The sequence below is a fragment of the Jiangella aurantiaca genome (genome assembly GCF_004349105.1).
GTDB classification, from domain to species: domain Bacteria; phylum Actinomycetota; class Actinomycetes; order Jiangellales; family Jiangellaceae; genus Jiangella; species Jiangella aurantiaca.
The window spans coordinates 32,841-45,159 of record NZ_SMLB01000029.1 but is presented as its reverse complement, the minus strand read 5'-3'; the positions used below and the strand labels follow the sequence as shown (position 1 = coordinate 45,159).

The 12,319-nt window shown below is 73.0% G+C and carries 11 protein-coding genes; 5 read left to right on the top strand and 6 right to left on the bottom strand.

What is annotated here, in order from left to right:
• Positions 1 to 4 precede the first annotated feature (4 nt).
• Positions 5 to 334 carry a TfoX/Sxy family protein gene (locus E1262_RS19245; protein WP_132104753.1) on the bottom strand — a complete coding sequence of 110 codons (330 nt, stop codon included), beginning with the start codon at positions 332 to 334 and terminating at the stop codon, positions 5 to 7.
• 47 nt (positions 335 to 381) lie between these two features.
• Between E1262_RS19245 and E1262_RS19240 the strand changes: the two genes are divergently transcribed.
• Positions 382 to 918, top strand: coding sequence for a dihydrofolate reductase family protein (locus tag E1262_RS19240; RefSeq protein ID WP_132104752.1), 537 nt, complete (start codon positions 382 to 384; stop codon positions 916 to 918).
• Positions 919 to 1,140: 222 nt separating this feature from the next.
• Here E1262_RS19240 and E1262_RS19235 read toward each other — a convergent pair whose 3' ends face one another.
• Positions 1,141 to 2,103 (bottom strand): AraC family transcriptional regulator, encoded by a 963-nt coding sequence (locus E1262_RS19235; protein ID WP_132104751.1) that lies wholly within the window; start codon positions 2,101 to 2,103, stop codon positions 1,141 to 1,143.
• Between the two features lie 142 nt (positions 2,104 to 2,245).
• Here E1262_RS19235 and E1262_RS19230 point away from each other — a divergent pair, with 142 nt between their 5' ends.
• Together E1262_RS19230 and E1262_RS19225 are read left to right on the top strand one after the other, a co-directional pair.
• A complete protein-coding gene (locus E1262_RS19230) occupies positions 2,246 to 3,073 on the top strand; it encodes an NAD(P)H-binding protein (RefSeq protein WP_132104750.1) in 828 nt (275 codons plus the stop codon).
• A gap of 38 nt (positions 3,074 to 3,111) precedes the next feature.
• Positions 3,112 to 3,597 carry an anthrone oxygenase family protein gene (locus E1262_RS19225; RefSeq protein WP_132104749.1) on the top strand — a complete coding sequence of 162 codons (486 nt, stop codon included), beginning with the start codon at positions 3,112 to 3,114 and terminating at the stop codon, positions 3,595 to 3,597.
• On the opposite strand, the gene E1262_RS19220 is transcribed toward E1262_RS19225, so the two are convergent.
• Positions 3,584 to 4,552 (bottom strand): NAD-dependent epimerase/dehydratase family protein, encoded by a 969-nt coding sequence (locus tag E1262_RS19220; RefSeq protein ID WP_132104748.1) that lies wholly within the window; start codon positions 4,550 to 4,552, stop codon positions 3,584 to 3,586. The two genes, E1262_RS19225 and E1262_RS19220, sit on opposite strands and share 14 nt — an antisense overlap.
• A 31-nt stretch (positions 4,553 to 4,583) precedes the next feature.
• On the opposite strand from E1262_RS19220, the gene E1262_RS19215 reads away from it, so the two are divergent.
• Positions 4,584 to 5,513: a dihydrodipicolinate synthase family protein gene (locus tag E1262_RS19215; RefSeq protein WP_132104747.1), complete on the top strand. Its 930-nt coding sequence runs from the start codon at positions 4,584 to 4,586 to the stop codon at positions 5,511 to 5,513.
• 21 nt (positions 5,514 to 5,534) lie between these two features.
• Complete coding sequence (locus E1262_RS19210) at positions 5,535 to 6,554, top strand: helix-turn-helix transcriptional regulator (RefSeq protein WP_132104746.1); 1,020 nt, start codon at positions 5,535 to 5,537, stop codon at positions 6,552 to 6,554.
• Here the strand turns inward: E1262_RS19210 and E1262_RS19205 are convergent.
• From E1262_RS19205 to E1262_RS19195, 3 genes are all read right to left on the bottom strand, one after another.
• Complete coding sequence (locus E1262_RS19205) at positions 6,539 to 10,291, bottom strand: S8 family serine peptidase (protein ID WP_132104745.1); 3,753 nt, start codon at positions 10,289 to 10,291, stop codon at positions 6,539 to 6,541. The two genes, E1262_RS19210 and E1262_RS19205, sit on opposite strands and share 16 nt — an antisense overlap.
• Positions 10,292 to 10,425: 134 nt before the next feature.
• Positions 10,426 to 11,190 (bottom strand): ABC transporter permease, encoded by a 765-nt coding sequence (locus E1262_RS19200; RefSeq protein WP_420810544.1) that lies wholly within the window; start codon positions 11,188 to 11,190, stop codon positions 10,426 to 10,428.
• A 77-nt stretch (positions 11,191 to 11,267) separates the two neighbouring features.
• Positions 11,268 to 12,236 carry an ATP-binding cassette domain-containing protein gene (locus tag E1262_RS19195; RefSeq protein WP_132104743.1) on the bottom strand — a complete coding sequence of 323 codons (969 nt, stop codon included), beginning with the start codon at positions 12,234 to 12,236 and terminating at the stop codon, positions 11,268 to 11,270.
• Positions 12,237 to 12,319 lie beyond the last annotated feature (83 nt).

Below are 12,319 nucleotides of genomic sequence, written 5' to 3'. Positions count from 1 at the left end.
CCGGTCACTTCGGCGGCAGCGAATCCGCGAACGCCACGCTGCGCTCCACCCAGCGGCGCAGGTCGTCGTCCTCGGCCAGCGCCGCCGCGTCGATGACGAGCCAGCCCTTCATCGGGCGGCCGGTCATGTCGAAGACCCGGGCGCCCGGCTCGTCGAGCGCGGCGGCATGCTCCTCGGCCGGCAGCCGCACCATCAGGTCGTCGTGGTGCACGCCCACCGCCATGTTGCCGTTGACCAGGAACGCGAGGCCGCCAAACATCCGCTTCTCGGCGACGTCCAGCCGGTCGCCGACGATCTCGCGGATCCGGCCGGCGAGGCCCTCGTCGTACGCCATGGCCGTCAGTGTGCCACCCGCTGGCACCGCCTCGATAGATTCGCTCCATGGCAATGGTGCTGTGGCACGTGACGATGTCGGTCGACGGCTTCATCGCCGGGCCGGAGCACGACATGGACTGGGTGTTCGAGCAGCCGGCGCCGCCGGAGGCATCGGCCGAGGTGGTGCCGCGGATCGGCGCGATCCTCTGCGGCCGCCACACCTACGACGTCGGGCAGCGCGACGCCGGCAAGGGCAGCGGTGAGGCGTTCGAGGGCGCGTGGTCCGGCCCGGAGTTCGTGCTGACGACACACCCGCCGGAGTCCGACCCCGTCACGTCACGGACCTTCCTCTCCGGCGACATCACCGCGGCGGTGTCGACGGCGCTGGCGGCGGCCGGCGACCGCGACCTGCTCGTGCTCGGCGCCGACGTCGCCCTGCAGTGCGTCGAGGCGGGGCTGGTCGACGAGCTGCTCGTGCACATCGCGCCGCTGCTGCTCGGCGACGGCGTCCGGCTCTACGGCGGCCCCGGCCGCGAGCGCGTCGACCTCGAGCTGGTCGAGGCCGCCGGGACGGTGCTGCGCTACCGGGTGGTCAAGCCGTAGCCGCACGCGGGCAGGCTGTCCCGACGATGCCGGTCGCAAGGGACTCGCTTCCGTGCCCCGGCGGGCTGGTCTGTCGGTGCGACGTGTTGACAAGGACGCCAACTGTTGGCACACATGTCAACACGCCCGGATCAGGATCGGCCGGTCTGACCCCGTTGCCCGGGCAGGGGCCGGCGGCGCGACACATACCGCCCGGCCCCTTCGTGGGCCGGGTTTCCCATGTCAGGACGTTGTCGGAGCAGTACCGCGTTTGACGGCGCCGGGAGGGAGGCCGACGACGCGTTTGAAGGCGCGGGCGAAGGCGGCCTCGGAGCGGTACCCCAGGCGCCGGGCGAGTTGGGCGGCCGTCGCGTGCTCGGACCGCAGCGCGTCCAGCGCGAGGTTCATCCGCCAGGTCGTCAGGTATTGCATGACCGGCTCCCCGACCACCTTGGTGAAGCGGTCGGCGAACGCCGAGCGCGACATCGCCGATTCGGCGGCGAGACTCGCCACCGACCAGTCGCGGTCGGGCTGCTTGTGGATCAGTGAGATCGCCCGGCCGATCTGCTCGTCGTGCAGGGCGCCGAGCCAGCCGGTGCGCGCCGCGCGGTCGGTCTCGATCCAGGCACGGATCGCCTGGATCACCAGGATGTCGCCGAGCCGGGTGATCACCTCTTCGCCGCCGGGACGCAGCTGCTGCGCCTCGACAGCCATCAGCCGCAGCGTGCTGTGCATCCACTCCTGCTGCGGCGAGCCGCCGACCTCGACGTGGATGGTCTCGGGGAGGGCCTCGACGAGCTTGCGCGCGGCCGGGTGGTCGAAGCGGACGGCGCCGCAGATCAGCGTGGTCGGGTCGCCGCCACCGCCGTAGCGGATGAGCTCGTACCGGTCGCTGACGGCCTCGCGCTCGAGGTCCATGACGTTCGGCGCCGGCACTCCGGGCGCGCCGAGGATCCGGTGCCCGCGGCCGTGCGGGACCAGCGCCAGCTCGCCCGGGAGCAACGGCCGCGGCGTGCCGTCCTCTGGCTGCAGCCAGGCCGGTCCCGACGTCACGATGTGGAACCAGATGTGGCCGGGCATCGCCGGCATCGTCATGCCCCACGGGGCGGTCAGCTCCGAACGGCTGTAGAACGCGCCGTTCATACGCATCTGGTGCAGCGCCTCGCCCAGCGGGTCGGTGGGCGCCCAGTAGTCCGGCGTCGTCATGGTGACAGTATCCACCTACCCATGCCCGGCCGTCCAAAGCTGCTGGACGATCGAGCATGAACGGCGGCCAGACAGTCATAGATCCGCCGAGCACGCGCTGCTTGACTGGACGACAAGTCCACCAGCACACAAGGAGAACGACATGAACACCACAACCACCACCCTCGTCCTCGGCGGCACCGGCAAGACCGGCGGCCGGATCGTCGAGCGGCTCACCGCCCGCGGCGTCGACGTCCGCGTGGGGTCGCGGTCGGGCGAGTTCCCGTTCGACTGGACCGACCGGTCGACGTGGGCGGCCGCGCTCGCCGGGGTCCGCCGAGTGTACGTCTCGTACTACCCGGACCTCGCCATCCCCGGTGCGGTCGAGGCGGTCACCGCGCTGAGCGAGGCCGCCCGCGCGGCCGGCGTCGAGCGGCTGGTCCTGCTCTCGGGCCGCGGCGAGGAGGAGGCGCAGGCCGCCGAGCGGGTCGTGCAGGAGTCCGGGCTGGAGTGGACGATCGTCCGCTGCGCCTGGTTCAACCAGAACTTCGACGAGAACTACCTGCTCGAGCCGATCCTCGCCGGCGAGGTCGCGCTGCCGGCCGGCGACGTGCCGGAGCCGTTCGTCGACGCCGACGACATCGCCGACGTCGCGGTCGCGGCGCTGACCGAGGACGGGCACGTCGGCGAGCTGTACGAGCTGACCGGGCCGCGGCTGCTGACGTTCGCCGAGGCGGTCGCCGAGATCGCGAAGGCCACCGGCCGCGAGATCGCGTTCGTCCCCGTCCCGCTCGACGACTACAGCGCGGCGCTGGAGGCCGAGGGCCTGCCGTCCGACATCGCCTGGCTGATCGGCTACCTGTTCCGCGAGGTCCTCGACGGCCGCAACGCCTCCCTGGCCGACGGTGTCCAGCGCGCCCTGGGCCGCGCACCCAAGGACTTCACCGACTACGCCCGCGACGCCGCCGCCACCGGCGTGTGGACCGCCTGACCACCGCACACCCACGAGACAGACGAAGGAGACCGGCCATGTCCGACCGCCTCGAGACCACCGCCACCGTCATCGCGATCACCGGCAGCGCCCTCATGGCCGGCCTGTGGTTCTTCTGCTCCGTCGCCCTGATGCCGGCCCTGTCGCGCCGGCCCGTCCCCGAGGCGATCGCCGCGATGCAGGAGATCAACGTCGTCATCCTCAACCCGGTATTCGGGCTGGCGTTCGGCGGGACGGCGCTGGTCTCGCTCGGGCTGACGATCGCCACGTTCTTCCGGCTGGACCGGCCGGCGTCGGGGCTGCTGCTCGCCGCGGCCGCGGTGATCCTCGTCGGCACCTTCGTCGTGACGATGGCCGCCAACGTCCCGCTCAACGACCAGCTCGCCGGCGCCGACCCGGCCAGCGGCGCCGGCGCCGAGGTCTGGGAGCACTACCTGTCCCGCTGGACCGCCTGGAACCATGTCCGGCTGCTCAGCTCGACGGCGTCGGTGGTGCTGTTCGCCACCTATCTCATCCGGCGCTGAGCTCGAGGTCGAGCTCCCCGTGGCGCGCGAGCCACTCGACCGCCTCGCGGACCGCCTCCCCCGGCGCGTACCGCGGGGCGTACCCGAGCAGCCGCCGCGCCTTGTCGATCGACGCGAACTGGCTGCGCGACAGGTGGTCCCAGCTCTGCTCGGCGTACTCCGGCGCCGTGCGGGCCCGGAACTCGTCCCAGCTCACGAACTCCAGCGACGGTGTCCGCCCGAACCACCCGGCAGCGTACTCGGCGAACCCGCGCACCGTCAGCGCCGACGGCGCCGTCACGTGGAATGCCTGGCCGGCCGCGGCGTCGCGGTTCTCGATCGCCAGCTGGAAGCCCTGCGCGACGTCGTCGGCATGCACGTGGTGCAACAGCTCCGCGCCGATGCCCGGCACCGGCAGCGGCGCACCCGAGGCCAGCGCCGTCCACACCGACGGGTCGAGGTTGCCCAGCGGGTTGATCGGATGCCAGCCCGGCCCGCTGATGTGCCCCGGATGCAAGGACGTCGTCACCAGCCCGCCGCGCGCGGTCTCGTCGATCAGCAGCCGGGCGATGGCAGCCTTCTGGACGCCGTACTCGCCGAACGGCACCGTCTCGCTGTCCTCGGCCAGCGGGATGGACCGGCTCGGCCCGTGCATCCAGATCGACCCGCAGTGCACGAGGTGCGCCACCCGGCCGCGCAGGCCGTCGATCAGCTGGTGCGCGGACTCCTCGGTGAAGCACACCATGTCGACGACGACGTCCGGCGCGAGATCGGCGACCCGGCCGGCGAACGTCCCGGCGCGGTCCTCCGCCTCACGGTCGACGACGAGCTGGTCGACCTGACCCCATGCCGGATGGTCCGCGTACGGCGCCCGGGCGCCGCGGCTGAGGTTGACGACCTGGTGTCCGGCGGCGACCAGCCGCGGGATCAGGTACGTGCCGACATGACCGGTCCCGCCGACGACGACGATGCGCATGCGCCCATCATGGCCCTCTAGGGTCATCCTCATGAAGGCACTGCGAGCGGTCGATGTCAGAGGCGTGTGGGGAACAGTGCTGCTGCCCCTGGGCGGCGACGGCTCGATCGACTGGGGCCGGCTGCCCGCGCAGGTCGACACCCTCGTCGCCAGCGGAGTCGACGGCGTCTACGCGCACGGGACGGCGGGGGAGTTCCACGCCATCGACGAGGACGAGTTCGACCGCGTCAACGAGGTGCTGGCGACGCGGTGTGAGGCGGCCGGGCGGCCGTTCCAGCTGGGCGGCTCGCACCCCGCGACGCCGGTGATGCTGGGCCGGATCCGCCGGGCCGCGGCGCTGGATCCGGGCGCGATCCAGGTGATCCTGCCCGACTGGGTGCCGCTGAACGACGACGAGGTCGTGCGCTTCCTCGCCGGCGCGGCGGAGGCCGCCGGGCCGGTGCCGCTGGTGCTCTACAATCCGCCGCACGCCAAGACGCAGGTCGGACCGGCGCTGCTGGCGCGGGCGGCCGCGGCGACGCCCTCGCTCATCGGCGTGAAGATGGCCGGCGGCGACGAGGACTGGTACACCGCGATGACCGAGCTGGCCGGCGACCTGTCGGTCTTCGTGCCGGGCCACCTGCTGGCGACGGGGATCGCCCGCGGCGCGCACGGCAGCTACTCGAACGTCGCCGCGATGTCGCCGCGCGGCGCCGTCGCCTGGTACCGGATGATGACCACCGACCCCGAGGATGCGCTCGACCTGCAGGCGCGCATCTCCGGATTCTTCCGCCGGCACATCGATCCCCTGCAGGCCGCCGGCCTGTCCAACCCGGCGCTGGACAAGTTCCTCGCCACCGTCGGCGGCTGGGCCGACATCGGGACGACGCTGCGCTGGCCGGCGTCGTCGGCCCCGGACGACGCCGTCGCGCCGGCCCGGGCCGACGCCCACCGGCTGCTGCCGGAGCTGTTCCCGGCCTGATCGCCGGGCTACCGTGGCCGGATGCTGGAAGCCGCGGGCGTCACCGCCGTCGAGGAGCAGGTGTACGGCGCGCTCGTCGACTCCCCGGCCGACACCGCGGCGGCCATCGCCACCCGGCTCGGGCTGTCGTTCGGCGAGACCACCGCGGCGCTCGCGTCGCTCGAGTCCAAGGGGCTGATGAGCCGCACCGCCGACCGGACGCCGCGGTTCCTCGCCACGCCGCCCGACATCGCGATCGAGCCGCTGATCCTGCAGCGCCAGGCCGAGCTGCACGAGACCCGGCGGGCCGTCGACGAGCTGTTGCGCCGGTACCGGGCCAGCCGCCGGCCGCGGGAGGCGGCCGAGCTGGTCGAGGTCGTCGTCGGGCGGCCGGCCGTCGCGCAGCGGTTCCAGCAGCTGCAACGGCGGGCCGAGCGCGAGGTGCTGGTACTGGTCAAACCGCCGTTCGCGATCCCGCATGAGGCCAACGACACCGAGCTGGACCTGCTCGCCCGCGGCGTCACCGCGCGCGCCGTCTACGAGCGGTCGGTGCTGGAGTCCGACGGCGGCAGCGCGGCCGTCGCGCGGTACGTCGCGGCCGGCGAACAGGCCCGCGTCGTCGACGAGCTGCCGGTGAAGTTCGCGTTGATCGACGGCTCGGAGGCGTTCGTGCCACTGACGCAGGACGACTCCGAGACCGAGCCGACGTTCATGGTCGTGCACCGCAGCGGTCTGCTGGCGGCGCTGATCGCGCTGTTCGAGTCGCTGTGGGAGCGAGCGTTCGAGCTGTCCGCGCTGACGGCGCGTCCGGCGGACGGCCGGCCGTCGTGGCTGCCGCCGGCCGACGCGCAGCTGGTGTCGCTACTGCTGGCCGGGCTGACGGACAAGGCGATCGCCACTCAGCTCGGCCTGAGCCTCCGCACCGTGCACCGGCGGATCAGCGCGCTGCTCGACCGCGCCCAGGTGTCCACCCGGCTGCAACTGGGCTGGCACGCCGCCCAGCACGGCTGGCTCGACGGCTACACCCCTGGCCCGGGTGTGGCCGGTCAGCGCAGCCCGTAGGCGCGCTCCACCGTCTGCTCGATCCGGTTGCCGTCGCCGTCCCACGCCTCGACCCGGAGGCTGACGGCGTCAGCGCCACGCTCGGGGTCCAGCAGCGCGGCATACGCCGCCCCGCGACGGGTGACCCGTGCGGCCTGCCAGCTGGCGCCGTCGTCGTAGGAGGCCCAGAGCCGCAGCCCGCCGCCGTCGACGGGGTCGGCCGCGGCCTGCCGGTGCACCGTCAGTCCGATCCGGGTGCGGGCGCGGTCGCTCACGGCGCCCCACTGGTCCACGTCCACGGCGTAGTCGACCTGCAGCAGCGGCAGCGGCGCGCGTTCGCCACCGGCCGGCCGCGCCGACGTGAACGTCCACGCCGTGCGGGTGGACGTCGACCGCTCCCACCAGGGCGCGTCGCGGTCGACGTCCAGCTCCAGCCGGTACGTCGCCGGCTCCGCCGTCGCCGGCCAGCTGCCGTACACCGCGTCGCGCTGCGCGACGAGCTCGCCGTCGCGGTAGAGCCGGGCAGCGGTGGTGTCGTCGCCGGTCTCGTCGCCGTTGCGGTCGTTGCCGTCGAGGAACGAGCGGACCAGGACGGTGAGCTCGTCGCCCTCGCGGAAGCCGGGCATGCCGTACTGGCCGTAATGATCGGTGTCGAGCGGGACCCCCGGCCGGACCACGGGGCCGAACCACGACCGCGGGTCGGACTCGCCCGCCGTGTACGTGCGCTCGCCCTCGATCATGCCGCCGACGAGCAGCCGTTGCGCCCACACGAACTGCTGCCAGCGCGTGTCGCCTGGCGAGACCCACTCGTCGCGGTGCGACGGCAGCGGCACCTCGCGCGGACTGCGGATGGAGTAGTTGTCGTACGGCCGGAAGGCGTGCCGCGCCTCGTTGCCCAGGTGCTCCGGGCCGGTCGCGACGTACGTGGTGTCCAGCTCGGCGAGGTCGCGCGGGCGCACCTGGTACTCGAGCGACGCCGCTATGTGCCCGGCCTCGGCCTGCATGAGGTCGTAGAGGTAGGGGCTGACGGCGATGCCGTCGAACCGCGCCTCGGGTGCCGTGCCGGCGGCGATCAGGTCGAGGATCGCGGCGCCGTCGGCCTGCGAGATCGTCACCACCGGGACCGAGGTGGCGTCGCCGATGTGCTCCAGCAGCCAGCCCGGCCGGTCGTGGTGGACGATGACGGCCTCCGCTCCGGCGGCGGCCACCGCGGCCACCTGTGCGTCGACTCCCACCTCGTCGGAGCGGCGGACCAGCGCGGCCGTGCCGGTGAGGTCGCGGCCGGCCAGCTCGGCGGGCGTACCGGTGCCGGCATCGGCGAGGGGGTAGCGGTGGCGACCATCGAGCTTCGGCGAGCCGATCGCGTACTCCGTCTCGAGCTCGGTGTCGCCGACCCGCAGCGCCAGCTCCGGCGCGAACAGCTCCCACAGGCTGGAGAACTCGAACGTGCCCCGCTCCACCGGCTCGGTCGGCGCGGCGTACGCGACGTCGATGTACTGGTCGAGCATGTACTTGAGGTTGAACATGTGCTCCTCGGAGCTGCGGTACCAGCCGAGCGTGAGCCCCTGATGCTCGGCCGGCTCCGGGGTGTCGGCGGCGATCCGGGTGGCCGTGCGCCCGTCGAGCACGAGGTGGGTGTCGTCGGTGAGCTCCAGCTCGGTGTCGCCGACGACGGCCACCTCGCGGGCCTGCTCGCCGGACTCGTCCGGCGTGAACAGGAAGCCGAGCAGGCTGTACGTGCCCGGCCGCACACGGAACACCGCCGGTCCGCTGCCGCCGCCCTTGCGGCCGAAGTACCCGGTGCCCCACCAGTCGGTGTCGAGGCTCCACAGTTCCGCCGAGCTGGTGCCGGCCGCCGGCGCGCCCGCGTGGTCGATGCCCTCGACGGTCACCTCGATGGTCCGCGGTTCCTTCGTGACGCCGATGACGGTGTGGACGACGACGGTGCCGTCGGCCGAGCGGGCCGTGACACGGCCGCCGTAGACGTCGGGGTCGCCGACGTTCGGGTTCAGCGTGACGTCGACGCTCGCGGTGCCGCCGGCCGGGACCGTCAGTTCCGGCCGGCTCAGCGTCAGCATGCCGGCCGGGGCGGGTCCGGCGGCCGCGCCGGTCAGGCTCGCGTCGAGGGTCAGGACGACCGGTGTGGTGCCGTCGTTGGTGTACGTGACGCTGCGGGTGACCAGCGGGTCGGTGCCGTCGTGCGGCCAGTCGTAGGTACCGAGGTTCAGCGTCGCGGTGTCGGCGAACGTGGTCTGGGTGACGGCGCGGGCGGCGTCGAGGCGGCCGGCGCCCTGCTCGTAGACGGTGTAGTCGTCCAGCTCGTGCGCGGACTGGACGAGCGCCCGCTTCAGCCGGTCCGCCGTCCAGTCCGGGTGCCGCTGGAGCATCAGCGCGGCCGCGCCGGACACGTGCGGCGTCGCCATCGAGGTGCCGTCCAGGCTGGTGTGGAGCGCGTCGACCGGGTCGCCGAGCGACGTCCCGGCCGCCCGAGCGGCGACGATCGCCACCCCCGGCGCGGTGATCTCCGGCTTGATCGCGCCGTCGCCGAGTCGCGGGCCGCGGCTGGAGAACCCGGCCAGCACGTCGGACTTGTCGACGGCGCCCACGCTCAGCGCGGCGTCGGCGACCCCCGGCGCCCGGACGCTGGTCGCGCCGGGGCCCTCGTTGCCGGCCGCCGCCACGAACAGCGTCCCGCTCCCCGCCGTCAGGCTGTTGACCGCCTGGCTGAGCGGGTCGGAGCCGTCGGTGACCTCGCTGGACAGGCTCATGCTGACGATGTCCGCGCCCTGCGCGACCGCCCACTCCATGCCCTCGATCAGCCAGGAGTTCTGGCCGGTGCCGTCGGCCCCGATGACCTTGCCGATCAGCAGGTCGGCGCCGGGCGCCACGCCGCGGCGGGCACCTCCGGACGCCGCGCCGGTGCCGGCGACCGTGGCCGCCACGTGGGTGCCGTGACCGTTGGCGTCCTGGACGGTCGTGCCGGAGAAGTCGGCGGCCTGCGTGACCTGGCCGGCGAGGTCCGGGTGCGCGGGGTCGTAGCCGGTGTCGAGGACCGCGACGGTGACGCCGGTGCCGTCGTAGCCGGCCGCCCACGCAGCGGGCGCGCCGACCTGCGGCACGCTCTCGGACAGCGTGGGCCGGACCTTGGCGTCCAGCCAGACCTTCTCGATGGCCGGCGCGGCCCGGCGGGCGCCTTCCGTGGTCGGGAGATCTCCGGCGACGTCGGTCCAGAAGGCGGCGAGGTGGTCGACCGGCGCCTCGATGGCGACCGCGCCGACGCTCTCGAGGGTGGCGGTGACGACGGCGTACTCAGGCGGCGCCGCGGCGGTGGCGGTGGTCGCGGCCGTGCGGGCGGTGCCGCCGAGGTAGGTCACGATCAGCGGCAGCGCGTCGCCGGTGTAGCCCTGCTCGATCAGCCCGGTGACGTTGAACAGCTCGCGGTCCAATGATCCGGCCGCGAGGTACGGCTCGGCCTCGGCCGGGATCGCGTAGAGGCCCTCCGGCCGCTCGACCACCTTGAGGTTCGCCCGGATGGCCCCCGGCGCGGGCAGCGCGGTGATCGCGTGCCGGCCGTCGGCGAACGTGTCTACCTGCAGCCGGTGCCCCGTGACCAGGGTGACCGTCGTGCTGGAGCCGGCGCCGTCCGCCACCGGCCGGGGGAGCGGGCCGGACGGCGCCGGGTCCGCGGCGCCCGGTGCGGCCGCCGCGACCAGGAGACCGGCGGCGCAGAGCGTGAGCAACGTGCGAGACCGGCGCATGGGACCTCCCGGGCAGAGGCGCCGAAAGCGGCGCGGATGCCCGGGAGCCTAAGGGCGCGTGGCGGTCTCTGCCGAGGGGCCGACGCTGTCCGATCGCCGCCATGGCAGAAACCCGCCACAGTCGCGGACCTCGGTCAGACCTTGCGGCGCAGCGCCCAGACGGAGAGCGGCGCGAACACCGCGGCGATGGCGGCCGCCCAGATCATCGACTGGATGGCCGGCGTGGTGGCCGAGGCGACGTGCCACTGGGTTCCGGCGGTGTCGTCGCCGACCATGAGGGCCCGGCAGGCGTCGGACAGGATGGTGACCGGGTTGGCCTCGACGATTGGCTGCAGCCAGCTCGGCATGGTGTTCGTGGGCACGAAGACGTTGCTGACGAACGTCACCGGGAACAGCGCCGTGAACCCGAACAGCTGCACCTTCTCAGGATCCTTCGCCAGCACACCGACCAGCACCGATACCCACGAGAACGCCAGTGCGAACACCAGCATCAGCCCGACAGCGGCCAGCAGCGACCAGACGTCGGTGCCGATGCGGAAGCCGAGGATGAAGCCGATGACCAGCAGCAGGAAGATCGACCATGCCTGCTTCACCTGGTCGGCGATGATGCGGCCGGCCATCGGCGCCCACCGGGCGATGGGCAGCGAGCGCAGCCGGTCGAACACGCCCTTGGTGAGGTCGATGTTCAGCCCGGTGCCGACGTACATGGTGATGAACAGCATGTTCATCACGATGATGCCGGGCAGGGCGAACGTGAGGTATTCGCCTGTCGACCCGGCGATGGCGCCGCCGAACACGTAGGTGAACAGCAGCACGAACATGATCGGCTGGATGCTGAAGTCGCCCAGCTCCCACGGGTTGTGCCGGACCTGGACGATGGTGCGCCAGGCCAGCGTCATGGTCTGCCTGATGCCCTCGCCGACGCCGACGTGCGGGCTCAGCTCGGCCGGTGTCGGCCGGGTGGCGGTGACGGTGCTCATGCCGGCCTCCCTTCGGACTCGGAATCGGTCTCGTCCTCGACCGGCCGCCCGGTGAGCGAGAGGAACACCTCGTTGAGGCTGGCACCGCGCAGCGTCAGCTCGGTGACCAGCACCCCGGCGTCGTCCAGCCGCCGGACCACGGCCGGCAGCACGGCGGGGTCGGTGACCGGGGCCGTGACCCGGGCGCCGTCGACCTCGGGGGTCGTCTCGGTCAGCTCGGCCACGACGGAGGTGACGACCGGCAGATGCGACTCGTCCTCGGGCCGCACCACCAGCTTCTGCGAGCCGGTCTTGGCCTTGAGCTCGTCGGGCGTGCCGGCGGCGATGACCCGGCCGTGGTCGATGACGGTGATCTCGTCGGCCAGCGCGTCGGCCTCGTCGAGGTACTGCGTCGTCAGCAGCACCGTGACGCCGCCGGCGACCAGGCCGCGGATGAGCGCCCACAGCTCGTTCCGGGCGCGCGGGTCGAGGCCGGTGGTGGGTTCGTCGAGGAACAGCATGGACGGCCGGCCGACCAGGCTGGCGGCGAGGTCGAGCCGGCGCCGCATGCCGCCGGAGTAGGTCTTGGCGGCGCGGTCGGCGGCGCCGGCGAGGTCGAAGTCGGACATCAGCTCGCGGGCCCGCTGCTTGGCCGCGGGCCGTGGCATACCCAGCAACCGGCCGATGAGCAGCAGATTCTCAGTGCCGGTGAGCATCTCGTCGACTGCGGCGTACTGGCCGGTCAGCCCGACGAGCTGCCGCACCTGGTGCGCCTGCCGCCCGACGTCGTAGCCGCCGACCGAGGCGTGGCCGTCGTCGGGCCTGAGCAGGGTGGCGAAGATGCGGACGGCGGTGGTCTTGCCGGCACCGTTGGGGCCGAGCAGCCCGAGCACCGTCCCGGTGCGCACGCTGAGACTGACACCGTCGAGCGCCGTGGTCTTGCCGAAGCGTTTCACGAGCCCCTCGGCCTGGATGGCGTGGTCCATAGGGAACCTCCTCGTTCCTCCCGGCAGGAGACCAGCATGCCGTGCGCCCCCGACAATGTCGGCGGCCGATGCCATGCTGATTC